The sequence below is a fragment of the Streptomyces sp. NEAU-W12 genome (genome assembly GCF_026242095.1).
In the GTDB taxonomy this organism is placed as follows: Bacteria; Actinomycetota; Actinomycetes; order Streptomycetales; family Streptomycetaceae; genus Streptomyces.
In genome coordinates, this window is the sequence record NZ_JAPJDM010000001.1 from 108,914 (window position 1) to 134,034 (window position 25,121).

The window sequence follows — 25,121 nt, forward strand, 5'->3', positions numbered from 1 at the left end:
GCGCCAGGGTGAACGGAAAGTGAAGCTGCGGCAGAACAAACGGGGTTGCCGACCTCACGGCATGATCACCCACAGGGCCGAATGACGCCCTTGACACCCGGCCCAAGATCACCCACAAAGGCCGCTAACCTTACGTGTCCGTCCTGGCCAGGGATCGACGGGCTACAACTCATGCGAAGGGTTGCGCACATGAGCATTCTCACTCTCCTGCGGAACGTGTTCAGCCGGTCACGCAAAGCGAATGCGGCGGAGGCAGAGGGTGCGGCGCCGGCCGCCGAAACGGACACCGCGGAACGATCCGCCCGTCCGGACGCCGCGACCGCGGCCACCCCGACGCCGACCGAACCGGCCGACGAGTCCACGGCGGCCGAGGCTTCGGCCCCCCGGCTCCCGTCCCCCTCCCCCGAACCGACGCCGGAGACGACCACGGCCTCCGTCCCGGAACCTCGCAGCGACGAACACGACCTCGTCTCAGCGGCCTTCAACAACGTAACGCCCCCCACCCCCGCCTCCCCCACCCCGGAAGCGGAGCCGGCCCCCGAGCCCGCAGCCGAAAAGCCCGAGGCAGAGCCGAAGGCAGCCGCGCCCTCCGAGGCCCCGCAGCCAGAGCCCGAGATCACACCCACCACCGAGGCCGAAGCGCGTCCCGAAGCCAACGCCGGGCCCGCCACCGTCCCCGCCGCCAAGACTGAAGCCGAGCCCGAGCCGAAGCCCGAGCCGGACGCCGACCTCGAAACCGAGCCCGCGCCGGAGCCGGAGCCGGAGCCCGTGGCGAACGCCGTCCTCGAAGCCGAGGCCAAGCCCAAGCCGGAACCCGAGCCCAAGCCGGAGCCGGAGCCGGAGCCCAAGGCCGAGCCCAAGGCCGAACCCGAGCCCAAGCCGGACGCCGACCTCAAAACCGAGGCCAAGCCCAAGACTGAAGCCGAGCCCAAGCCCGAGCCCAAGGTCGAAGCCGAGCCCAAGCCCGAGCCGGAGCCCGAGGCCAAGCCGGAACCCGAGCCCAAGCCGGACGCCGACCTCAAAACCGAGGCCAAGCCCAAGACTGAAGCCGAGCCCAAGCCCGAGCCCAAGGTCGAAGCCGAGCCCAAGCCCGAGCCGGAGCCCAAGGCCAAGCCGGAGCCCAAGGCCAAGCCGGAACCCGAGCCCAAGCCGGACGCCGACCTCAAAACCGAGGCCAAGCCCAAGACTGAAGCCGAGCCCGAGCCCGAGCCCAAGGTCGAAGCCGAGCCCAAGCCCGAGCCGGAGCCCAAGGCCAAGCCGGAACCCGAGCCCAAGCCGGACGCCGACCTCAAAACCGAGGCCAAGCCCAAGGCTGAAGCCGAGCCCGAGCCGGAGCCCGAGGCCAAGCCCAAGCCGGAACCCGAGCCCAAGGCCGAGGCCGAGCCCGAGCCCGACGCCGACCTCGAAACCGTGCCCGAGGCTGAAGCCGAGCCCGAGCCCGAGCCGGAGCCGAAAACGCAGTCGGAACCCACGCCCGAGGCCACTCCCGAGCCGACGTCCGAGTCGGTGCCCGAGGCCGCCCCGGAGCCCGAGCCGACGCCGGAGGCGCAGCCGGAGCCCGAGCCGACGCCGGAGGCGGAGGCGCAGCCGGAGCCCGCGGCCGCCGACGGCGAGGACACCCCGCAGGGGCCACCCGCACCCGACAACGAGACCCGCACGGGTGGTGCGGGTGGGAACACCACCGACGCCGAAGGCGAAGCCGAGGCCGAGGTCACCCCCACCACGCCGGAGGCGATCCGCACCGCCTACGAAGCGGCCGCCGCAGCCCTCGCGGAGCACGACCTCACCGGCACCCGCGCCCGCGTCTACCTCGTCCTCGACCGCTCCGCGTCGATGCGCCCGTACTACAAGGACGGCTCCGCGCAGGCCCTCGCCGAGCAGACCCTCGCTCTCGCCGCCCACCTCGACGCGGACCCCGAGTCCGCCACGGTCAAGGTCGTCTTCTTCTCCACCGAGGTCGACGGGACCGGCGAGCTGACCCTCGCCGACCACGAGAACAAGATCGACACCCTGCACGCGTCCCTCGGCCGTATGGGCCGGACCAGTTACCACGCGGCGGTGGCCGAGGTCCTCGCCCTGCACGACAAGGCGGCACCGGGCGCGCCCGCCCTGGTGGTGTTCCAGACGGACGGTGCCCCCGACGCGAAGACCCCCGCGACCCAGTCCCTCACGGAGGCGGCGAAGACCCACCCCTCCGTCTTCTTCTCGTTCGTCGCCTTCGGCGACCCGGAGAACAAGGCGTTCGACTACCTCCGCAAGCTGAAGACTCCGAACACGGCCCACTTCCTCGCCGGGGAGGCCCCGCTGGAGCTCACCGACAAGGAGCTCTACGAGGCCGTACTGAAGTCCTGGCGCCCGTAACCACGGCTCTGCTCCACAGCCGGACCCACAGCCGGCCCCACCGCTGCACCCCGTGGCTGCGGCCCTCAGCCGCGACCGCCCGGGCATCCCACGCCGCCCGCTTCTCATCCCGTAGAACGAGAAGCGGGCGGCGTACCCGTGTCGGCTACGATTTGAAGGTTCCGTACGTTTCAACCCGGGAGCAGCCTCCGATGGCTCGACACCTCATCACCAGCGCCCTTCCGTACATCAACGGGATCAAGCACCTGGGCAACATGGTGGGGTCCATGCTCCCGGCGGACGTCTACTCCCGTTACCTGCGCCAGCGCGGCCACGACGTCCTGTACATCTGCGCGACGGACGAGCACGGCACCCCGGCCGAGCTGGCCGCGAAGGAGCAGGGCCTGCCCGTCGACGTGTTCTGCGCGCAGGCGCACGACGCGCAGAAGGCGGTCTACGACGGCTTCGCCCTCGCCTTCGACCACTTCGGCCGCAGTTCCTCGCAGCAGAACGTGGAGATCACGCAGCACTTCGCCCGCCGTCTCCGGGAGAACGGGTTCATCGAGGAGCGCGCGATCCGCCAGGTCTACAGCCCGGCCGACGGCCGCTTCCTCCCGGACCGCTACGTGGAGGGCACCTGCCCGCACTGCGGTTACGACAAGGCGCGCGGCGACCAGTGCGAGAACTGCACCCGCGTGCTGGACCCGACCGACCTGATCGACCCGCGGTCGGCGATCTCCGGCTCCACGGAGCTGGAGGTCCGCGAGACCAAGCACCTCTTCCTCCTCCAGTCGAAGCTCCAGCACGAGGTCGAGGAGTGGGTGGCCCGGCACGAGCAGGAGTGGCCGCAGCTGGCCGCGTCCATCGCGCGCAAGTGGCTGACCGAGGGCCTGCACGACCGGGCGATCACCCGCGACCTGGACTGGGGTGTCCCGGTGCCGGCCGACACCTGGCCGGAGCTGGCGGCCGAGGGCAAGGTCTTCTACGTCTGGTTCGACGCCCCGATCGAGTACATCGCCGCGACGAAGGAGTGGGCGGACTCCGCGCCCGACGGTGAGACGCGCGACTGGAAGTCGTGGTGGTACGAGGCGGACGACACCGTGCGCTACACGGAGTTCATGGCGAAGGACAACGTCCCGTTCCACACGGTGATGTTCCCGGCCACGCAGCTGGGTGTCCGCGAGCCGTGGAAGAAGGTCGACTACGTCAAGGCCTTCAACTGGCTGACGTACTACGGCGGCAAGTTCTCCACCTCGCAGAAGCGCGGTGTCTTCACCGACCAGGCGCTGGACATCCTGCCGGCGGACTACTGGCGGTACTTCCTGATCGCCAACGCGCCGGAGTCGGACGACGCGTCGTTCACCTGGGAGCACTTCACCGCCACGGTGAACAAGGACCTGGCCGACACCCTGGGCAACTTCGTCAACCGTGTCCTGTCCTTCTCGAAGAAGCGCTTCGGCGAGGAGGTCCCGGCGGGCGGCGAGCCCGGCGAGGCCGAGAGCAGGCTCGGGGAGGAGATCACGTCGCTCCTCGCGGAGTACGAGTCGCAGATGGAGGCGCTGCAGTTCCGCAAGGCGGCGGCCGCGCTGCGCGCCCTGTGGTCCGCGGGCAACTCCTACCTGGAGGAGAAGGCCCCCTGGCTGGAGATCAAGACCGACCAGGACGCCGCCGCCCTCACGCTGCGTACGGCGATGAACCTGATCCGCCTGTACGCGGTGGTGTCGGAGCCGTTCATCCCGTCGACGTCGGCGGCGATGCGCCAGGTCTTCACCCTGCCCGGCGACACCGCGACCTGGGCCGGCACCGAGGAGACCCGCGCGCTCACCTCGGTCCCCGCCGGCACCCCCTTCACCGTCCCGCCGGTCCTGTTCGCCAAGCTGACGGACGACGACCTGGAGGCGTACAAGGAGCGCTTCGGCGGCGAGCCGCAGCCCGCGTAACGACCTCGCACCACCGACGTCAGGGCCCGGGAACAGAGGTTCCCGGGCCCTGACGCGTTCGATAGCGTCTCAGGGAGATCACTTCACGCTGGGGGAGCATCCATGGCACTGTTCGGCAACGCGCACAGCATCGACCCGTCGCAGGCGCAGCAGGAGTACGCCCGCCTCCTGGGCCAGGGCGAGCAGGTGCACGCCGCCTACCTGCTGATCCGCGACACCATCCTCTTCACCGACCGCCGGCTGATCATGATCGACAAGCAGGGCATCACCGGCAAGAAGACCGAGTACCACTCCGTCCCGTACCGCAGCATCACCCACTTCGCCGTCGAGACTGCCGGCACCTTCGACCTCGACGCCGAGCTGAAGATCTGGATCTCCGGCACGCCCACCCCGGTGCAGAAGACCTTCACCAAGGGCGTCGACATCTACGAGGTCCAGGCCATCCTCACCCAGTTCGTGGCCCGCTGACCCGACCACCCCGCCCTGCCGCACCCCACGTCAGCACACGCGAGGGGCCCGGAACCGCCACCGGATGCTGTTGGTCAGTTCGGGCCGGGTTGCTCCGCCCCGTCGCTGTGCGGCGGGGCGGAGTGCTGCCAGGGGGCCGGGGTGGGTGCCACTGCGTGCTGGTCACTCCGTCCGGGCAGGTCACCTGCTGGTTGTCCCAGTCGATGGTGGAGGCGTCCTGCCCGTGAGTGGCGTCACTGCGGGCATGGGCGGGGGCCGTCACGGATTCATTGACCAACGGCATCCCGCGTGTTTCCGGGCCTCTGCGCTGTGGTCCCGACGGGTCCGGGCAGATCCGTCCAAGCGGGGCGTGCCCGCCCACTCCGCACCTAGACTTCTACGACCGCCGGGAAGGGATGTCCGTGGAAGCTGGGGGGACGAGCGAGATGACCACGCAGTCGGCGAAGGTGGATCCGGAGACCTCGGGCGTGCCGGTGCCGGCCCCCGGGCAGCGCGTCACGGTGCGCCACCGCCCCTGGGTGGTCACCGACGTGGTCCGCTCGACCGCCGCGAGTGACGACCCGGCGCGCGCCGCCGGGGCCGCCCCCACCCACCTGGTGAAGCTGTCCTCGCTGGAGAGCGACGGCCGGGACGAGGAACTGCGGGTCGTGTGGGAGCTGGAGCAGGCCACGGACGTCCACGACGCCTACGAGCTGCCGTCTCCCGAGCACGGCTTCGACGACCCCGGGCGACTGGACGCCTTCCTGGACGCGGTGCGCTGGGGCGCCATCGCCTCCGCGGACAAGACCGCCCTCCAGGCCCCGTTCCGCTCCGGTGTGGAGATCCAGGACTACCAGCTGGACCCGGTGGTTCGCGCCCTCTCCATGCCCCGGACGAACCTGCTGATCGCCGACGACGTCGGTCTCGGCAAGACGGTCGAGGCCGGCCTGGTGATGCAGGAGCTGATGCTGCGGCACCGCGCCCGGTCCATGGTGATCGTGTGTCCCGCCGGACTGACCCTTCAGTGGCGGGACGAGATGCGGGACAAGTTCGGCCTGGACTTCCGGATCGTCGACACGAGGATGCTGCGCGAGCTGCGCCGGGCGGCGGGCCCGTACGCCAACCCGTGGACGCACCACCCGCGGCTGATCGTCTCGATCGACTGGCTGAAGCGTGAACGCCCGCTGCGGATGCTGCGTGAGGTGCTGCCCCAGGTCCCGGACTATCCGCGCGCCTTCGACCTGCTGGTGGTGGACGAGGTGCACACCTGTGCCCCGTCGGGCACAGGGCGGTACGCCGTCGACTCGCAGCGCACCCAGGCGGTGAAACTGCTGGCCCCGCACTGCGAGCACCGGCTGTTCCTCTCCGCCACCCCGCACAACGGCTTCCTCAACTCCTTCACCGCTCTCCTGGAGATGCTGGACCCCAACCGGTTCGCCATCGGCATCAAGCCGACCGACGAACAGCTCAAGCGCGTGATGGTGCGCCGCATGAAGTCCGAGCTGCCCCCGCTGTGGAACGGCAAGGACCGCTTCCCGCGGCGCGTGCCGCACGCGCTGGAGATCGACCACAGCGACGAGGCGCGGGAGGCGTACGCGAAGCTGGCCGAGTACGCCCGGCTGCGGCGCGGCGACCAGCACGGTGCGAAGGCGGGCCGGACCGCCGCCGACTTCGTGACGACGCTGCTGAAGAAGCGCTTCCTGTCGTCGCCCAAGGCCTTCGCGGAGACGGTGGCCACGCACCTGAGGACGATGACGTCCCGGCGGGACACCGCCGAGGAGGCGCCCGCCCCGAGCGTGCGCGTGCTGCGGCCGCTGATCGACGGGGTCGAGGAGGCCGAGGAAGCGGACGAGCGGGAGCAGGCCGAGGCGGCCGAGCGCGCCCTCACCGCGGCCCGGCAGGCGATGCGCACCCTGACCGAGCGCGAGCGCACCCTGCTCAAGGAGCTGGACACCTGGGCGGCCGAGGCGGGCAAGCGCCCCGACGCCAAGTTCGAGCGGTTCCGGAAGTGGCTGGACGAGATCGTCTGCCCCGCCGGGCCCAAAGGCGACTGGGAGCCCCAGCGGGTCATCGTCTTCACCGAGTACCGCGACACCCAGCGCTGGCTGTACGGGCAGCTGCTGGCGGCCGGCTACCCGGCGGACCGCATCGCCCAGCTGCACGGCGGCCAGGACCGCGACGAACGAGAGCACGTCAAGCAGGTCTTCCAGGAGAGTCCTGACCTCTCCCCCGTGCGTATCCTGCTCGGCACCGACGCGGCCAGCGAGGGCATCAACCTTCAGGCGCACTGCCACCGGGTGCTGCACTGGGAGATCCCCTGGAACCCCAACCGCCTGGAGCAGCGCAACGGCCGGGTGGACCGGCACGGGCAGAAGGCCGACCAGGTAGACGTCTTCCACTTCGTGCCCCGGGGCTGGCAGGGCTTCGACCCAACCCACGACTCCCTCACGGACTCCGGCTTCGAGGACGGCGCCCTGGAGGACGAGCTGCACTTCCTCGCCGTGGCCGCCCGCAAGACCGAGCGGATCCGCGAGGACCTGGGCAGCGCGGGCGAGGTCATCGCCGCCCAGGTCGAGCAGAAGATGCTGGGCCGCCGCTCCAGCTGGACCACGGCCGACGCCGAGATCACCAAGCGGTCCGGGCGGGCCGTCCTGAAGGTCGAACGGGACCTGGCACGGGACCTGGAACGCCTGGTGGGCGCACTCACCGACAGTCGCCAGGAGCTGCACCTCAACGCCGAGACGGTCGAGCGGGTCGTCCGCACCGGACTGCTGCTGGGCCCCGGCAGGGATCTCACCGAGGTCCCCGACCCCCAGCCGGAGCTCGGCGCCCGCTGCTTCCGGCTCCCGGAGCTGACCGGAGCCTGGGCACGGGCCCGCAACGACGGCCTGCGCCACCCGCTGACCGGCAAGGAGCGCCTGGTCGTCTTCGACGAGACCGAGGCCCGTGACCGTACGGACGTGGTTCACCTGCACCTGGGCCACCGGCTCGTGCAGATGTGCCTGCGGCTGTTGCGGGCCCAGCTGTGGCGGACCAGAGGGCTGGCCAAGCTGTCCCGGGTGACGGCACGTGTGGTGCCGGACGGCGTGCTGCGGCAGCCCGCCGTGGTCGCGCACGGCCGGGTGGTCATCACCGGCAGCGGCGGCACCCGCCTGCACGAGGAGGTGATCGTGGCGGGCGGCCTGATCGACGGCGGCCGGCTCGCGGTGGCGAAGAAGGACGAGGTCGAGCCCTGGCTGGCGGCCGCGACGGAGGAACTCCCGGCGGACGACGTGCGAGCCGAGCTGACCTCTCTGTGGCTGCAACTGGAGGACCGCCTCGGCCGTGCCCTGAACACCCAGGCCAACCGCCGCTTCCGCTCACTGGAGACGCTGCTCACCAAGCGCTGCGAGGAGGAGGTCGAGGGCATGCGGGCGGTCCTGGAGGACCTGCGGCAGTCGATCCGTGACCGCCTGGACGAGAAGGAGTACTGGGCGCAGGATTCGCTGTTCGAGGTCGACGACGAGCGGCGCCAGCTGCATGCTGACCGCGAGGCGCTGGAGGAGCGCTGGAAGCGGCTGCCGGAGGTCATCGAGACGGAGACGACCGCCCTGCGTCGCCGCTGGGCCGATCCCTCGCCCCGCTGGTTCCCGGTCGCCGTGACCTTCCTCGTCCCCCGTTCCCTCTCGCCCCACGCCGCCACCGCCCGCCAGGAGAACCGCTGATGCCGACCGCCGCCCCCGCCGCACGGAAGAAGCTCCCGCCGAAGGGCTCTGTCCCCACCCCGGCCGAGCAGCACGCGGACTGGCTGCGGCTGCTGCGCCCCGACGGCCCGTTCGTCTCCCTGCCGGAGCTGGTCAAGGCCCTCCCGCAGGGCCTCGACACCGTCCCCGACGACACCCGGGCGCGGCTGCGGCAGGCATGGGCCGAGGTCCAGGAGGACCCGGACCTGCTGCGGTCGTCCTGGGAGCGGTTCGTCCTGACCGAACTGCTCGGCTGGCGGGCCCCCGGCCTGCGCGAGGGCGCCGCGATCCCCGAGTCGCTGCGCGCCGGGGCGAACACGCCGGACGCGGTCCTGCTCGGCCCCGGTCAGTCGGGCCTGGCCCCGCGCGCCCTGTTCTTCCGCACGGACGACTGGGGCGGCTCCCTCACCCGCCCCCACGGTGACCGGCCCGGCCTCGCCGACCGCGCCGCCGAGCTGTGCCGGGCGCGGAACGTACCGCTGGCGCTCCTCTCCAACGGCCGTGAGTGGGCGCTGGCCCACGCCCGCCCGAAGGAGGCGACGACCGTCGCCGTCTTCGACGCGGACCTGTGGCCGGAGGAACCGATCCTCGCCCGCGCCTTCGCGAGCCTGCTCACCGCCGGCCGCGTGGCCCGCCCGCCGGTGGACGCGCAGGGCAAGCCGTCCGACTCGACGGCGGGCCTGTTCGCGCGCACCGCCGACGCCCAGTCCGACGTCACCGACACCCTCGGCCGCCAGGTCCGCGAGGCGGTCTCCCTGCTGGTGGCGGAACTGTCCCGGCTCGACCGCGAGGAGAGCGGCCGGATCCTCGACGGGGTTCCCGCGAAGGACGTGTACGAGGGCGCGCTCACCGTCATGATGCGGCTCGTCTTCCTCCTCTACGCGGAGGAGCAGCGACTGCTGCCCGCCGAGGACGCGCTGTACAAGGAGGCGTACGCGGTCGGCCCGCTCCACAAGGAGCTGGAGACCGCGAGGAGCCTGCACGGCGACGAGCTCGGCGACAGCGTGGAGGCGACCTGGCCGCGCCTGCTCGCCGTGTTCGCCGCGATCCACGGCGGCTCCGCGCACGACCAGCTGTGGATCCCCGCCTACGGCGGTTCCCTCTTCGACCCGTCCCGCTTCCCGTGGCTGGTGGACGCCCGGGTCACCGACCGGGTCGTGTTCGAGATCCTCGACGCCCTCCTCACCCTGCGCTCCCGCAAGGGCTTCAAGGGCAAGGAACGCCTCTCCTACAAGGGCCTGGACGTCGAGCAGATCGGCCACGTCTACGAGGGCCTGCTGGAGTACGGCTGCCACTGGGCGCATGAGGCCTACGTGGGCGTCTCCTTCGGGCGGGACAAGAAGTACGAGGCGGTACTGCCGCTGGCCAGGCTTGAGGAGTGGGCGGCGGCCGGGACCCTCGCGGACGAGGTGGCCGCCGCGGCCGGTACGAAGCCGCCGACGGTGACGGCGGCGCAGGCCAAGTCCGGCACGATCACCGCCGAGCTGGAGACGGCCTGCGGCAACGACGCCTCGCTGGTGGAGCGGGCGGCGGCCTTCACCGGCCTGTACGGCATCGACCTGCGCGGCGAGCCGAAGGTGTGGCCGGCCGGTTCGGTCGTCGTGGTCCGCTCCGGCAACCGCCGTGACACGGGTACGCACTACACGCCGAAGGCGCTGGCGGAGGAGATCGTCGAGCACACGCTCGCGCCGCTGTGCTACTCGCCCGGACCGGCGGAGGGTGCGGAGCCGGGGGTGTGGCGGGCCAAGTCGGCGGACGAGCTGCTGAAGCTGCGGATCCTCGACCCGGCGATGGGCTCGGGCGCGTTCCTGGTCTCCGCCTGCCGGTACCTGTCCGACCGGGTGGTGGAGGCGTGGCTGCGGGAGCCCGACCTGCCGCCGGAGATCGCGCGGGACGTCGACCGTGACGATCACGAGCAACTGCACCAGATCGCACGGCGGTTGGTGGCGGACCGGTGCCTGTACGGGGTCGACCGCGACCACATGGCGGTGGAGCTGGCCAAGCTGTCGCTGTGGCTGGTCACGCTGGCGAAGGGGCGTCCGTTCTCGTTCCTGGACCACGCGCTGCGGTGCGGTGACTCGCTGGTGGGGGTCATCGACGTCCGACAGGTCAAGGCGTTCCACCTGGAGTGGCAGGACCGGCAGTTGAGCCCGGAGGTGGCACGGGCGCTGGACCGGACGGAGACGCTGCTGTCGGAGGCGGCGGAGCTGCGGCGCAAGATCGAGTCGACGCCGGTGAGCGACATCCGCGTGGTGCGCGACAAGGCCGAACTGCTGGACAAGGCGGAGGCGCTGAGCGGCAAGCTGCGGCTGGCGGCGGACGCGGTGGTGGGGGCTGCGCTGGCGGCGGAGGGCATCTCCGACGAGGAGGCGTCCGACATCTCCGGCGAGGAGAACGTGGGCGGGAAGCGGGGGGCTACGCAGTTCCGGGACGCCAAGGAGGACGCGAAGTCACGGGCGTATCGGTATCGGCTGGAGGCTGTGGCGGGGCTGGTGGCTACGGCGCTGGAGGAGGGGCCGGGGGCCGAGGAGGCTGCGGTTCGGGCGCGGGGGATGGTAGAGGGGTGGCTGAAGGGGCCGAGGGCGGAGGCTGTTCGGCCGTTGCATTGGCCGTTGGAGTTTCCTGAGGTGATGGGGGTGGGGAATGCTGGTGGGTTTGATGCGGTGGTGGGAAATCCGCCGTTCATCGGGGGCAAGAAGCTCACCGGCGCACTGGGGTACGAATATCGGGAGTATCTGGTCAACCGAATCGGGCGCGGGAAGCGGGGCAGTGCCGACCTATGCTCTTATTTCCTGCTACGAAATTTGTCGCTGGCGCTCGGTAAGCGCACAGGAATCATTGCCACGAACACAATCGCCCAGGGAGATACACGGGAGGTTGGGCTGGATCGGGCAACGGCTGATGGCTGGACAGTGTACCGAGCCATCAAATCGCAGCCGTGGCCGGGAACAGCGGCGTTGGAAGTTTCGCTGCTGTGGCTCGGTGGACGTGTCAGCGAGGGCGAGACACCTGTACTGGATGGGCGGGAGGTTCGCGGCATCACTGCGAACCTGGACCCGAGGTCGCGAGTGACCGGTAAGCCCCGCCAGCTAGCCGCCAACGAGGCCCAGTCATTCATCGGGTCTTACGTGTTGGGCAAAGGGTTCCTCCTTGACCCTTCGGATGCACAGGCTCTCATCGCTAAGGAACCCAAGAACGCGGACGTACTCTTCCCGTACCTCAACGGCGAAGACCTCAACCAACGTCCGGGAGCCAAGGCCAGCAGATGGGTGATCAATTTCCACGACTGGCCAGAAGAACAAGCCTCTCAATACGCGGACGTTTTCGCGATCACGGAACGTGAGGTCAAGCCGGTTCGCCAGCGGAAGAAAGCGGACGGATCTTATGCCCTTCGGAAGCCGTTGCCCGAGCGTTGGTGGCAGTATGCCGACAAGCGCCCGGCGCTGGTTGAGTCGATGGCCTCTCTCGACCGAGTGATTGTAATCGTCATCGTTAGCAAGTACCTGGCTCCCGTTCGTGTGTCTTCTGGCCAAGTGCTCTCGCACCGACTCGCAGTAGTCACCAATCCATCCGTCTCCAAGTTGGCTGCACTGTCTTCCGTGCAGCACGAACTATGGGTCCGTAGATGGACGTCCACCCTGGAGGGCCGTCTCAACTATTCGCCGACCGACGTGTTTGAAACCTTTCCTTTCCCGATCGACACGAACCGCCTTGCTACAGCGGGGAAAAGCTTGGAAGAACATCAGCGAAGCGCGATGGCAGCTCGGAACCTCGGCCTGACCGACCTGTACAACCTTGTCCATAGCGAGTCCGATATCGCACCCGATATCGAGGCCATCCGTAGGTCACAAACCGAGGTTGACCAGGCCATAGCCGAGGCCTATGGCTGGACCGACCTCGACCTGAAGCACGACTTCCACGAAACCCCGCAAGGGATCCGCTTCACCATCGCGCCGGATGTCCGTGCCGAGGTCTTGGACCGTCTCCTGGAGTTGAATCACGCTCGCTACAAGGAGGAATTGGACAAGGGATTGCACACTCCTGAGGCCAAGCGGCGGCGGGCCGCTGCCCGTAAGGCCAAGGCGAAGGCGCGGGCCGCTGCGCGCGGCCCTCAGCAAATCACCGAAGACTTCACTGACGACGGCCTGTTTCCCAACCCTGATGCGCTGTTCTGAGCCGCACACCAACACGCCCCCGCTCCTGGTGAAAACCAGGCGCGGGGCGCATGCCCTTGCTGAGTCAGCGTTCCGAGGCGTACGCCACGAAGTCCGCCCACGCGGTGGGCGCGAGTGCCAACCGGGGGCCGTCGACGTTCTTGGAATCGCGGACGTGCACGGTGCCAGGTGTGAGAGCAAGCTCGACGCAGGAGTTGCCGTCGTTGCCGCTGCTGTAGCTGCTCTTGAACCACGCCAGCTCGGAGGCGTCCCCGGCAGTGGTCTTGCGGATCATGTCTCTCCCAGCAGTTGTTCGATGAAGGCCAGCGACTCCCGTGGCGAGAGGGCCTGAGCCCGGATGGTGCCATACCGCAACTCAAGGATGCGCAGGTGTTTGGGTTCCGAGGTCGGCCGACCGTTGAACGCACCATCGGAACGGCCCACTGCCGAACCGTCTGCGAACTTCAGCAGCTCGATCTTGCCGTCCATGCCGGAGTGCGTCTCGCAGTTCAGCGGCATCACCTGAAGAACGACGTTGTGCAACCGCCCCACCTCCAACAGACGTTCGAGCTGCTGGCGCAACACCATTGTGCCCCCGATCGGGCGGCGCAGAGCCGCCTCTTCCAGGACGAAGCTGAGCGCAGGCGCAGGTGAACGCTCGTAGATCGACGAACGAGCCGCGCGTGCGGCCACCATCCGCTCCACCTCCTCCGGGGAGTAGGGAGGCTGCATGGCTTCGAACAGGGCGCGTGCGTGGTCGGGTACCTGTAGAAGTCCGTTGATGCCGTTGTTCTCGTAGATGCCGATCTCTACCGCCTGGGCCTCCAGCTTGGCCAGCTCCCGAACCGTTTTCGGATACCGGACCTTCTTCACGTCCTCCCAGGCCGCCGCGATGAGTCCGCCCGCGTCCAACACCTCGTCGGCCCTGTCCAGGTACTCCTGCCGGGGAATCCGCTTGCCGCCCTCGACCTTGTAGACAGGGTCGTCCCCGTACTTGACCGCCGCCGCGAAGTCGGCGACGCGCATGCCCACGGCCTCCCGTCGCAGCCTCAACTGACGCCCCACCGTGGTGAGAACGGCCACGCCCCATTCGTCGTCCGGGTCCACCTCCCACCCCGGTTCGTCCGCCTCGGTCCGGAGCCGTACCGCCTCGCCGTCCACCGACATACCGCACCCCTCTGTCGTACCGCCGTGCTGTGCAACGCCCTTACTCGTAGGCCGGTTTTTCCGACGGTCCGGACAGCGACCGACAAGCATCGACAGTCACCCTACGTACCGGGTCTGTCACTGTTCACGGTAAGCACGTCCGGCCACGCTCGGTCCCGTGAACAGCGAAAAGTCCACCCAATTTCTGTCACCCGCCGGCCACTTCAGCGTGCTCCTGTCACCCACGCCCCGCGGCGCCCGCCTCGCCCGGCTGCTCGCCGCGGACTGGATGCGCGACCGGGACCTGCCCCACCGTGTCAGTGAGGCCGCCGAACACCTCGTCGCCGAACTCGCCGCCAACGCGGCCACCCACGGCCGGCTCACCGAACGCGACTTCCGCCTCGCCCTCCTGACCGACGGCGCGACCCTCCGCATCGAGGTCACGGACACCCGCGGTGACGACCTCCCGCGCCGCCGCGTACCCGCCCCCGACACCGAGTCCGGACGCGGCCTGCTCCTCGTCGAGGCCCTCGCCGACCGCTGGGGCATGGACCTCGGACCCGTCCCCCGCAAGACCGTATGGGCGGAACTCGACCTACCGCCAGCCTGACCTGCGGAAACGACACCGGCACCGGAACCCCGCCGCGTGTGTTCCGGTGCCGTCGGCCATCTTTTCCAAGGACCACGGGAGAGAAAGAAACCCCACCAAGCCCCACCCCTCCCGCCCACGGCGCACGCTCACTCGCGCGAGTGAACATCACCAACTGGAGTGGATATGCCACAGGTTGCCTGCCCTACGCTCAGCGCAACGCGGCACACAGCCCCAGACACGCAAACGGCCCCCGCCGGGAGTGACGTCCCGTTGCGAGGGCCTGCCCACCAAGGAAGAAAGCCCCTTCCCGATGAACACCCAAAACACTAGCGTGCCCCCGCACGCCCAGTCCCGTAACGACGGGAAAAACCACACCTCCCACCGCACCCGCGCGAAGCGGCACCCCGGCGGCGTCACCCACGACAACATCCGCCACACCGCCCGCTTCACGGTGATCGGCAACCACCTCGCCCAGCACCCGGACCTCTCCCTGCTGGCGATCGGGCTGGCCTGCCACATCCAGTCCCTCCCCACCGGCGCCCCCATCGGCATCAAGACCCTCGCCGCCCGCTTCCCCGAGGGCCCGACCCGGATCGCCGCCGCCCTGCGCGAGCTGGAGACCCACGGCTACCTGCGCCGCACCCGCGAACGCACCCCGACCGGCCGCATCGTCACCCGCACGGTCTCCTGCAACCAGCCCGGCCGACGCGACGCCCCGTCCGAACCGGGCGAGACGCCCAGCCCTCCGGCCCGTCCCCCAACCCGCCGCGCGGCCGCCGCCCCGCAGCAGGAACCCCCACGCCGCCGCGCCCTCCCTGCCGTACCGAAGCCCGGCTACACCTCCCCCGACCTCCTCCAGGCTGCCACCGACGTCCTCGCCGGCCTGCGCCGCGAGGACCCCCGGCTGCTGCTCTCCGCCACCGACGCCGAACACCTCGCGCCCGGTGTCGTCGCCTGGCTGGAGCGCGACCTGACCCCCACCGCCGTACGCAAGGCCCTGGCCGACGACCTGCCCATGGAGCCCCTGATCCGGCCCGCCGCCTTCCTGGCCCACCGCCTGACGGCCAAACTGCCGCCCCTCCCGCCCTACCGCGCCCCCGAACAGCCCCCGCCCGTCCGGCACCCCCTCCGCAACTGCGACACCTGCGACCACGCCTACCGCGGCCCTGACCCCCACCACTGCCAGGGCTGCCTCACCCTCCGGCAACCGGCGCCCACGGGCCTCTGACCCGCCGACCAGGACCCGCCACCCGCCGGAAGGCGGCTCGCAGCCGCCTTCACCCGTCCAGGTGAACATCACCAACTGCGCGCCTGTCGGACCTGGTTACAGCCCTACGCTCCACGCGAAACGCACAAGGCATGTGCCAGAGGCAATGCCCCTTCTCCTCTCCCCCCACAGGAACCCGCATGGTCAACTCGCCCCACGAGGCGATGCACCGCATCTTCCAGCAATACCCGGGCCTCTTCTCCGGGGTGTCCGAGGTCCTCGGCGTCGACTTCCCCCCGCCCACCTCGGTCACGGTCCTGCCCAACGACCTCACCGAGACCAGCCCCGTCGAACGCCGCGTGGACACGCTCCTGCGGCTGGACGCGGAGGACGGCGAACCGCTGCTCCTCGCGGTCGAGGCCCAGGGAGCCAAGGACCCTCACAAGCCCGCCAGCTGGGCCTACTACGCCTCGTACCTGCTCACGAAGTACCGGCTCCAGCCGCTCCTGCTGGTCGTCTGCCAGGACCGCGCCACGGCGGAATGGGCCGCGCGCGAGGTCAGCTTCGGCCCGCGCCAGTGGCCCGTGCTGACCCTCCGGCCACTGGTCGCGGGACCGCACAACATGCCGGTGATCACCAACCCCGCCGAAGTCCGCAAGGACCTCGCCCTCGCCACACTGTCCGCGATCACGCACGCCACACATCCGGACGCCGGGGCCATACTCAAGTCAATGACGACCGTTCTGCGGGACACACCGCAGAACCTCGCCGACCCGATCATCGAACTCATCGCACAAGGCCTGGGCAAGCACCCGGCCGCACAACTGTGGAGGAAACTGGTGGCCGTGGACCTCTCCTTTTACAAGTCGGACCTCTCCGAGGAAATCCGCGACGAAGGCCGAGCCGAGGGCGCGGCCCGACGCGCCGCCGAGGACATCCTGGAGATCCTGGACGTGCGCGGCATCGCCGTCCCCGAAGCGGTCCGGGAGCGCATCACCGCCTGTGGCGACCCCGAGATCCTGCGCCACTGGCACCGCCGAGCCGTCACGGCCCCGACGGCGGTAGAGATCTTCGAAGACAAGTAGTCACGGCCGTCGCCGCGCCTCCCCGCACCACCCGGCGGGGAAGCGCGGCGACGCTGCTCCTCAATCCGGCCGCACCACGAACCTCGTCACCCGCCTCATCCGGACGCCCGTTCCACGCGGCTCCAGATCGCCGGCCACCACCACCTCCAGCCCCGCCCGCCAGGCATCGGCGGCCCGGTCGATGTCCTCCGCCCGCAGCTCCACCCGGACCCTCCGCTGGCGCGGGGTGTCCTCGTGGAGGAAGGAGCCGTAGATCGTCGCCTCACGGGGATTCACGTCCCGGTGCAGCTTGGTCACCACACCGTTCAGGACCGCCCCCTCCTCCCGGCCCAGCCGCTCCCGCAGGTCCTTCGCCACCGCGTCCAGCGCGCCGACATGCCGGTGGGAGATCCCGACCGGCGGTGAGGGCTGCTCCATCGGCATCTCGGACGACCAGGCGAAGGACAGGGAGAAGTCACGGCGCTCCTCACCCGCGATCCGCACCAGGGCCTCGCAGAGGTTCGCGGACAGGCCGGCGCCCGACATGTGCTCGGCGTGGGGCACGGAGTCGTCGGCCAGCGTCGCCTCCGCCGCCGCGTGCGCGCAGGCCACACCCGCGTACAGCATCCGGGAGATCCTGCGGGCGAACGGCTCGGACGGCTGCGGGTGGAGCGGCCTGCGCCCGGCCGGTGCGGCCTCGTCGAAGAGTGACCTCTGCCCCGTCCGGTCGTATCCGCCGTACGGGCCCTCCGGCAGCGGGGTGTGCGCGGCGATGACGTAACTGCCGACGCGGGTCTGGTCCAGCCGTACCGCCGCCACATGGTCCTTCACCACCTGCGGTTTCTGGCCGGGCTGTACGGCCTGGGGCTGGTGGGCCGAGGACGCCGCCGCCGTGTGCAGGTCCTTCAGGCCGCTGAGCGCCGACACCAGATCCAGGAGCGGAGCCGTACCGGAGGGGCCGGGCGGTACGAGCCGCAGGAACTGCCAGTCGACCGGGGGTAACCGCATCTCCCGCAGAATGTCGCCCGGACGGCGCGCCTCGACGACCGCGAGAGCCTCCAGGATGTCGGCCACCCGGCCCGCGTAGTCACGGCGGCGCGTCACCGGCACCAGGAGTTCGTACGGTGGTCCCGGCTCGTGCGGCGGCCTCCACTCCCACAGTTCGGCACCGGACAGGTCGCGTTCCGCGTTCCACCCCTTGCCGCTCAGATAGCGCCGCACGACCTCGGGGGCGAGCGCCGCGGCCTCCTCGAACTCGGCATCCGTGATCGCGGTCATAGCGCCACCAGGTCCCGGTAGTCCTCGGCGAACAGGTCGTGCAGGGAGTCGACGGTCAGCAGGTTGGCACGCGGGACGTAGACCGTCCTCGTGCCCTGCGCCGACCGGTTGTCCAGGGGGAGCGGCTCCTGGTCGTGCAGACAGAGCCAGTACGCGGCGTGGCTCAGGTGCAGGCGGTCCTCGGTGGCGTGCGACCAGGTGAAGGGGTCGGCCGGCGCCAGGACCAGGAAGAGGAAGCGGGGCATCTCGTAGTCCGCGCCGGCCAGTTGGTTGTAATTCTTGACCTTGAGCGGAAAGCGGATGTGGTCCTCGCGGACGTCCGGGGAGGACGTGCACTTGACCTGCGCCTCGATGGCCGGATAGCGGCGCGTCCCTCTCCGGCCGCTGTACCCCAGCTGCCAGTCGACGCCCACCCGGTCCCGCAGCTTGCTGGTCACGTCCAGGTCGGCCGCCGTGGCGAGCATGCGGATGAACTCCTCGCCGAACGCGCCCCGGTGGCGGTTGTCCCCGAAGTCCGGAGCCCACTCCACCCACTCCGGCGCGTGCCCGGCACCGGTCAGCGGAACGCCGTACCCTCCGGACCAGGGCTGCGCGGACGGCGGGCCGCTCGACGGCTGGTGCGGAATACCACCGGTGCTGCCGTCCGTCATGTGCCCCCGCTCGCCCTTCACCCGTCGCGCACCGCTCCGCGCCCCCGGCGGCCTCTCGCACGCGTTTCGTACCCCTCGGACCACGCACCGTAACGAAGGTCACACGCTCAACCGAAGAGATTGATCGGAATCCGGCCGAAAGCCGTCCGCCGGACGGCGTGGAACCGCCGTCAGGTACAGCGGCTGATCGGGTTCCGTACGGAAGTCCGTACCCGTTGTCGGTGGCCGCCCCTAATCTGGCCCCGTGACCCAGCAACCTCTCACCGGCCCGGACCCCGAGCGCGATCCCGCCTCCGGTGGGGCGGTGCTGTCCGCGCCCACTCCGCAGCAACTGCGTGACCGGCTCGCCGAGCTGGTCGTACGCGACCTCCTGGGACCCACCGGGGACGAGCCGGAGGAACTGGCGGGGAATCCGCTGGACCACTACATCATCGGACGGCTGGCTCCCGGCGGTGCGCGGGACGAGCAGGGCGCGCCGCTGCGGACCGTCGGCAAGGTGGTCGAGCCCGAGACGCTCGACGAGCCGGGCATGACACCCGAGCAGGAGTCGGAAGCCGGGGACCCCGACCCGTCCGCGCCCACCATGCCGAGTCTGCACCCGTCGACGCTGGGGCTGACCTTCCGCGTGGAACGCCGGGTGCCGGAGCTGACGGTCGACTGCGCCTGGGCGCGGTACGAGCGCGGGGACTCGAAGATCGAGGGCAACCCGAAGCGGGTCTACCACCGGGTGCCGTGCTCGGGGACGGTCACCGTGAAGCTGGTGGAGGGGAGGCTGGCCGCCCAGCCGGTGCACGCCCGCGACTTTCCGAACGTCGTGGTGCGCGGCCGGGCCCGGCTGCACGAGGGATCGTGGCTGGTCTCCCTCTTCCTGGTCAACGGGCAGGAGGACAAGCCCGGTTCGACCCACTGGATGTTCCAGGCGTCGATGACCGTGGCGGGCGCCCCGGACGCCGCTCCCTTCCTGCCGCGCCGCAGCGCCGAGCCACCCGGGAGCGGCCAGGACGAGCGGCGCGCCCTCGCCATGACCTACCGGTTCCACCCCGAGTTCGCCGTGGGCCACGGCAGCGGTGTGCACGCCGAGGCAGACCCGGCGAACCCCCGGCGTGCGGTCCGGCTCTCCACCACGGCCACACCCTCGTACGAGGTCCCGCACACCGACGTCCCCGACCCGCAGCGAGACGCACGCGACGAGGACCTGCCCGAACTCAGCGACCTGGTGCTGGACATGCGGGAGCTGAGCAGGCTGGAGGCCGCCCCGCTGCGCGCCGCGCTGCTCCCTCTCGTGGACGGCTACCGCGCCTGGATCGCCCGGCAGAAACAGTCGGTGGACGACCCGGCCGCCGGACTCGACGCCTACCGTGCGGAGGCCGGGGAGAACATGCGCCTCGCCGGGCGCGCGGCCGACCGCATCCAGGCCGGCATCGACCTGTTGCGCGACGACCCCGAGGCGCTCGACGCGTTCCGGTTCGCCAACCGTGCCATGGCGCACCAGCGGATCCACACCATCGCCGCCGGCGACCGGCGGCGCTCCCCGTCGACCTCGCTGGAGGAAGCGGTCGGTGCGGTCGACCTGCCGAAGAACCGCAGCTGGCGCCCCTTCCAGCTGGCCTTCCTGCTGCTCAACCTGCCCTCGCTCGCCGACCCCGCGCACCCCGAGCGGGCCGACGACAGCGGCGCGCTGGCCGACCTCCTGTGGTTCCCCACCGGTGGCGGCAAGACCGAGGCCTACCTCGGTCTGACCGCGTTCACCCTCGCCATACGGCGGCGCAAGCCCCACCTCGGTGGCCTCGACGCCGAACACGGCGTCGCCGTGATCATGCGGTACACGCTGCGGCTGCTCACCATCCAGCAGTTCCAGCGCGCCACCGCGCTGATCTGCGCCTGCGAGGTGATCCGCCGCGAGGAGCCCGGCCACTGGGGACGCAACCCGTTCCGCATCGGCCTGTGGGTGGGAGGCAGGGTCACCCCCAACACCAACGAGCAGGCCGCCGAGTGGGTCAAGGAACGCAAGCGGGACAAGGGCTTCGGCGGGTTCGGACGGCTGGGCTCGCCGCACCAGCTCACCAGCTGCCCCTGGTGCGGCACGAAGCTGGAGGCGGGCCGCGACATCACCGTCGAGACCACCCTCCGCCGGACGTTCGTCACCTGCCCCGACGTCTACGAGTGCCCCTTCGGAGTGAGCGCCTTCGGACTGCCTCCGGACGAACGGGGGCTTCCGGTGCTCGTCGTGGACGAGGAGATCTACCGCCACCCGCCCGGCCTCGTCATCGCCACCGTCGACAAGTTCGCGCAGCTGCCCTGGAAGGGCGAGACACAGGCGCTGTTCGGTCAGGTCTCCCGGCGCTGCACCCGGCACGGCTACGTCACGCCGTCCGCCGTGGACGCCGAGTGGGAGTCCTCCAGCCACCCCGCGGCGAACGGCCACGAGGCCGCCTCCACCGTCGACGTCGTGCGCGTGCGCCCGCCGGACCTGATCGTCCAGGACGAACTGCACCTCATCTCCGGCCCGCTCGGCTCCCTCACCGGGCTGTACGAGACCGCCGTGGACCGACTCTCCACCTGGGAGCCCGAACACGGCCGTGCCGTGCGCCCGAAGGTCATCGCCTCGACCGCCACCGTGCGCCGCGCCGACCGCCAGATCCACGACCTGTTCGCCCGCCGCACGGCCGTCTTCCCGCCGTCCGGACTCAGCGCCGACGACACGTTCTTCGCCCGCCGCCGGGACACCTCCACCACGCCCGGCCGCCGCTACGTGGGCATCTGCGCGCAGGGCGTGCGGACCAAGTCCGTGGCGATCAGGGTGTTCGTCGCCCAGCTCGCCGCCGCCCAGCACCTCTACGAGACGTACGGGGCGAGCGAGCTGACCGACCCGTACATGACCCTCGTCGGCTACTTCAACAGCCTGCGCGACCTCGGCGGCATGCGCCGCCTCGTGGAGGACGACGTGTCGGCCAGGCTCGTCAGGGCCGACCGCCGGGGGCTCGCCGCGCGGAGGATCGGTGAACCGGCCGAGCTGACCAGCCGCATGGCCTCCGACGCCATCCCCGACATTCTGGAGAAGCTCGACATCGCCTTCGGACGCCGGCCCAAGGGGTCGCCCCGGCCCATCGACGTCCTGCTCGCCACCAACATGATCGCCGTCGGCGTGGACGTCTCCCGGCTCGGCGTCATGGTCGTCAACAACCAGCCCAAGTCGACCGCCGAGTACATCCAGGCCACCAGCCGCGTCGGCCGCCGGGCCCCCGGCCTCGTCCTCACCGTCCTCAACTGGGCGCGCCCGCGCGACCTCTCCCACTACGAGACCTTCGAGTCCTTCCACGCCACCATCTACCAGCACGTCGAGGCGCTGTCCGTCACCCCGTTCGCGGACCGCGCCATCGACCGGGGCCTCACCGGCGTCCTGGCCTCCCTGGTGCGCAACCTCAAACCCGACTACAACCCCAACCGCGGCGCCCAGTGGGTCGACCGCCGCGGCGAGGTCGTCAGCCACGCCGTGCGCTCCCTGGAACTGCGTGCCAAGGACGTCACGGACGCCCGGCACACCGTCGACGACGTACGCACCCGGCTCGACGCGCGTCTCGACTACTGGGAGCAGAAGCGCAAGGCACCGGGCGCGGTCCTCGGCTACCGCGCCGCCCGCCGCCAGGGCGACGTGGCCCCCCTCCTCCTCGAACCGGACAGCGGCCCCTGGCGGCTCATGACCTGCCCGACGTCGCTGCGCGAGGTGGAACCCCCCATCCGGCTGATCTTCACCGACCCCGCGGGCCACGAGCCCGAGGCGGAACCGCCCTACGTGCCCCGGCAACAGAACGACGCCGGCACCCCGGCCACCGACGCGGATCCCTCGGACCCCATGGAGACGACATGACCGGCCCCGCCTCCGCGGCACTCCGGGTGGGCGAGCTGCGTCCGAGCCAGCTTCTGCACACCTACGGCATCGGCGCCGTCACCGACCTGCCCAACCTGTCGACCATGGTGATGGGCCTCGACTCCTGGGATCCCGTGCGTGCCACGGTGCTGACCGAGGACCGCCTCCTGGCAGCCGTCCGTCGCCGGCTGGGCGGCCAGGTGGCCGCCCTGCGCACCCCGCCCCACCTGCCGGAGAACCCCGCGGACCCGTACGGCGACTGGACCAGGACCGGCGTACCCGTCGGACTGTTCCCTCGCTGGCTGCGCTGTTCGCGCGAACGCTGCAACCAGCTGGCCCCCGCGTCGGGCGGTCTCTTCCAGCTCCGGCCGAACCCCTACCGCCCCGAGAAGACCAAGTACGTCCACGTCAACTGCGGCGGCGCCGGCAAGGGCCAGCCCACCGCGCTGCCCGCCCGCTTCCTCGTCGCCTGCCCGACCGGGCACATGGACGACTTCCCCTGGGTCTACTTCGTCCACCGCGGCGCGTCCGACTGCGAGGGGAACACCCTCAGCCTGACCGAGTCCGGCACCACGGGCGAAGCCGCCAACGTCTTCGTACGGTGCACCTGCGGGGTGCCGCCCCGCTCCATGGCCGACGCCCTCGGCCAGGCCGGCGAGCGGAACCTGCCCGCCTGCCGGGGCCACCACCCGCACCTCGGCACCTTCGCCCCGGGCGGATGCCCCGAGCAGACGCGCACGATGGTGCTGGGCGCCACCAACAGCTGGTTCGCCTCCCAGCTGCGCGTGTTCAGCATTCCCCGCGCCGAGGAGCCGCTCACCCAGGCGGTCAGGGAACACTGGAGCCTGCTGTCCCCGCTCGCCGCCGTCCCCGCGGACGCCGCGAAGATGCTGCTGCCGACCCAGGCGTGCTGGCCCGAGCTGGAACAGTACGGAGCGGACGCCGTCTGGGCCGCGGTCACCAGGGAAGCCAGGGCGGCCGCGGAGGACCAGGGCGAGGAGGAAGAGGAGTTCGACCTCATCACGCCGGAATGGCGCGCTTTCACCCATCCCCGGGACCGCTCACTGCCGGACTTCACCACCGTCCGTGAGCGGCGGGTGCCCGACGGCACGTCCGACTGGCTCGACAGCGTCGTCCTGGTCCACCGGCTCCGCGAGGTGTCGGCCCTCACCGGCTTCACGCGTATAGAGGCCCCCGAGTGGCTGCCGGAGGACGACGGGCGCACCCGTCAGGTGGCCCCGCTCAGCCGCAATCCCTCCACCTGGGTGCCATGCGCCGAACTGCGCGGTGAGGGCGTGTTCCTCGCGCTCAAGGAGCGCCGAGTCGCGGAGTGGGAACGACAGCCCGCCGTACGCGCCCGCGAGGAGGTACTGAAGACAGCGCACCGGGACTGGTGCCTGGCCCGCCGGGTCGAACCCCGCTGGCCCGGTATCAGGTACGTGCTCCTGCACACCCTGGCCCACGTGCTCATCCGCCAGTTCGCCCTGGAGTGCGGTTACGGCGCCTCGGGCATAGCGGAACGGATCTACGCCCGCTCCGGCCCCGACCCCATGTCCGGAATCCTGCTCTACACCGCCGCGCCCGACAGTGAGGGCACCTTGGGCGGACTCGTCTCGCTCGGCCGCGGCGACCGGCTCGGGCCGGCGATCGCCCAGGCCCTCGAGGAAGCCAGACTGTGCAGCTCCGATCCCATGTGCGCCGAGCACGATCCCCGCGTACACGCCCGGCTGCACGGCGCGGCATGTCATGCGTGCCTGTTCGCCGCGGAGACCTCCTGCGAGCGCGGCAACCACTATCTGGACCGGGCCCTGCTGGTGGAGACGCTGGCGGACGACAAGTGCGCGTTCAGGCCGTGACGGAGCCGGGAGCGAACAACGAGCCGAGTGAGGGGGATGGTCATCGGGAGACCACCCATGCCGCCGGGCCCGCCGCGGACACAGGCATCTCGGCATCGCGTCTCCCGGTTCTTCTTGCCGCCCTCTGCGATCGTCTGCCGGAAGACCGTCTCGTCACTCTGGAGCATCTCTTCGGGATGATCACCGGCCCGGGTGACCCCCTGCTGACCCGTTTCGCAGCCGCCCAGCACGCGGCGGGTCTGGCGCGGCAACTTACGGAGATCACCCGCGTGTGGAGCGCCGAAGCACCCGGCGTACCCGGATCCGGGCTGGCTCTCGCGCTGGCCGCCCTCCGCTCGTTCCCTCGCCCGCGGCCGACCCAAGTGGTGGTCAGCGGCCCGATCAGTGCGTCGACCCCGGCTCGCCTGACGAGCGGAGTCGCCGTGGACGTCATCCGCTCTGCGGAGTCGTCATTGCTGATCGCCAGCTTCGCCGCCCACGGGGCTCGTGACGTCGTGACAGAGATACGGCGAGCCGTCGACCGGGGAGTGCGTGTGGATCTCTTACTCGAAGAGTCCACACAGGCCTCGGCGGCCTTCGCGGCGCTGCCCGACGAGGTACACATGTGGCACCGTGCGGACAGTACGGGGGTCTTGCACGCCAAACTGATCGCCGCCGACCGGCACACAGCCTTTCTGGGCAGCGCCAACCTCACCGACCGGGCTCTGTCCCACAACATCGAGCTCGGAGTGCTGATACGTGACCCGAGCACCGTGGAACCGCTCGTCGACCATTTCCGCTGGCTGTTGGCCCCGGAGAACAACGCCATGCGTCTCGCATGAAGCGACGTATCAGATGGGCCGTTCCTGCTTGCCCTG

The 25,121-nt window shown here is 70.6% G+C and carries 15 protein-coding genes; 11 read left to right on the top strand and 4 right to left on the bottom strand.

Features of this window, described 5'->3' with window-relative positions; genetic code table 11:
- Nucleotides 1-189: 189 nt before the first annotated feature.
- The 5 genes from ORI94_RS00500 (at nucleotide 190) to ORI94_RS00520 (ending at nucleotide 12,624) form a co-directional block, all read left to right on the top strand.
- On the top strand, nucleotides 190-2,361 hold the full coding sequence (locus ORI94_RS00500; protein WP_266071659.1) for a VWA domain-containing protein: 2,172 nt from the start codon (nucleotides 190-192) through the stop codon (nucleotides 2,359-2,361).
- Between the two features lie 191 nt (nucleotides 2,362-2,552).
- Nucleotides 2,553-4,280: a methionine--tRNA ligase gene (metG, locus tag ORI94_RS00505; RefSeq protein ID WP_266071660.1), complete on the top strand. Its 1,728-nt coding sequence runs from the start codon at nucleotides 2,553-2,555 to the stop codon at nucleotides 4,278-4,280.
- 102 nt (nucleotides 4,281-4,382) lie between these two features.
- A complete protein-coding gene (locus ORI94_RS00510; protein ID WP_042163045.1) occupies nucleotides 4,383-4,748 on the top strand; it encodes a PH domain-containing protein in 366 nt (121 codons plus the stop codon).
- A 425-nt stretch (nucleotides 4,749-5,173) separates the two neighbouring features.
- Nucleotides 5,174-8,431: a DISARM system SNF2-like helicase DrmD gene (drmD, locus tag ORI94_RS00515; RefSeq protein WP_266071661.1), complete on the top strand. Its 3,258-nt coding sequence runs from the start codon at nucleotides 5,174-5,176 to the stop codon at nucleotides 8,429-8,431.
- Nucleotides 8,431-12,624 (top strand): Eco57I restriction-modification methylase domain-containing protein, encoded by a 4,194-nt coding sequence (locus ORI94_RS00520; RefSeq protein ID WP_266071662.1) that lies wholly within the window; start codon nucleotides 8,431-8,433, stop codon nucleotides 12,622-12,624. Before drmD ends, ORI94_RS00520 begins: the two co-directional genes overlap by 1 nt.
- A 64-nt stretch (nucleotides 12,625-12,688) precedes the next feature.
- Here the strand turns inward: ORI94_RS00520 and ORI94_RS00525 are convergent, their stop codons facing one another.
- Together ORI94_RS00525 and ORI94_RS00530 are read right to left on the bottom strand one after the other, a co-directional pair.
- Nucleotides 12,689-12,898 (bottom strand): DUF397 domain-containing protein, encoded by a 210-nt coding sequence (locus tag ORI94_RS00525; RefSeq protein ID WP_266071663.1) that lies wholly within the window; start codon nucleotides 12,896-12,898, stop codon nucleotides 12,689-12,691.
- Nucleotides 12,895-13,770, bottom strand: a complete 876-nt coding sequence (locus ORI94_RS00530; RefSeq protein ID WP_266071664.1) for a helix-turn-helix domain-containing protein — start codon at nucleotides 13,768-13,770, stop codon at nucleotides 12,895-12,897. The genes ORI94_RS00525 and ORI94_RS00530 overlap by 4 nt, the downstream gene beginning before the upstream one ends.
- A 157-nt stretch (nucleotides 13,771-13,927) precedes the next feature.
- Here ORI94_RS00530 and ORI94_RS00535 point away from each other — a divergent pair, with 157 nt between their 5' ends.
- From ORI94_RS00535 to ORI94_RS00545, 3 genes are all read left to right on the top strand, one after another.
- On the top strand, nucleotides 13,928-14,359 hold the full coding sequence (locus ORI94_RS00535) for an ATP-binding protein (RefSeq protein ID WP_266071665.1): 432 nt from the start codon (nucleotides 13,928-13,930) through the stop codon (nucleotides 14,357-14,359).
- A gap of 292 nt (nucleotides 14,360-14,651) precedes the next feature.
- The gene (locus ORI94_RS00540) at nucleotides 14,652-15,569 is read left to right on the top strand and encodes a helix-turn-helix domain-containing protein (protein WP_266071666.1); all 918 of its coding nucleotides are present in this window, start codon (nucleotides 14,652-14,654) and stop codon (nucleotides 15,567-15,569) included.
- A gap of 179 nt (nucleotides 15,570-15,748) precedes the next feature.
- Complete coding sequence (locus ORI94_RS00545) at nucleotides 15,749-16,633, top strand: hypothetical protein (protein ID WP_266071668.1); 885 nt, start codon at nucleotides 15,749-15,751, stop codon at nucleotides 16,631-16,633.
- Nucleotides 16,634-16,693: 60 nt separating this feature from the next.
- Here ORI94_RS00545 and ORI94_RS00550 read toward each other — a convergent pair whose 3' ends face one another.
- Nucleotides 16,694-17,890, bottom strand: a complete 1,197-nt coding sequence (locus tag ORI94_RS00550) for a hypothetical protein (protein ID WP_266071669.1) — start codon at nucleotides 17,888-17,890, stop codon at nucleotides 16,694-16,696.
- The gene (locus ORI94_RS00555) at nucleotides 17,887-18,540 is read right to left on the bottom strand and encodes a DUF4365 domain-containing protein (protein WP_266071670.1); all 654 of its coding nucleotides are present in this window, start codon (nucleotides 18,538-18,540) and stop codon (nucleotides 17,887-17,889) included. The genes ORI94_RS00550 and ORI94_RS00555 overlap by 4 nt, the downstream gene beginning before the upstream one ends.
- Nucleotides 18,541-18,784: 244 nt before the next feature.
- On the opposite strand from ORI94_RS00555, the gene drmA reads away from it, so the two are divergent.
- The 3 genes from drmA to drmC are packed head-to-tail and all read left to right on the top strand — an operon-like array spanning nucleotide 18,785 to nucleotide 25,085.
- Nucleotides 18,785-22,408: a DISARM system helicase DrmA gene (drmA, locus tag ORI94_RS00560; RefSeq protein ID WP_266071671.1), complete on the top strand. Its 3,624-nt coding sequence runs from the start codon at nucleotides 18,785-18,787 to the stop codon at nucleotides 22,406-22,408.
- Nucleotides 22,405-24,264 (top strand): DUF1998 domain-containing protein, encoded by a 1,860-nt coding sequence (gene drmB, locus ORI94_RS00565; protein ID WP_266071672.1) that lies wholly within the window; start codon nucleotides 22,405-22,407, stop codon nucleotides 24,262-24,264. The genes drmA and drmB overlap by 4 nt, the downstream gene beginning before the upstream one ends.
- A complete protein-coding gene (gene drmC, locus ORI94_RS00570; RefSeq protein ID WP_266071673.1) occupies nucleotides 24,246-25,085 on the top strand; it encodes a DISARM system phospholipase D-like protein DrmC in 840 nt (279 codons plus the stop codon). Before drmB ends, drmC begins: the two co-directional genes overlap by 19 nt.
- Nucleotides 25,086-25,121 lie beyond the last annotated feature (36 nt).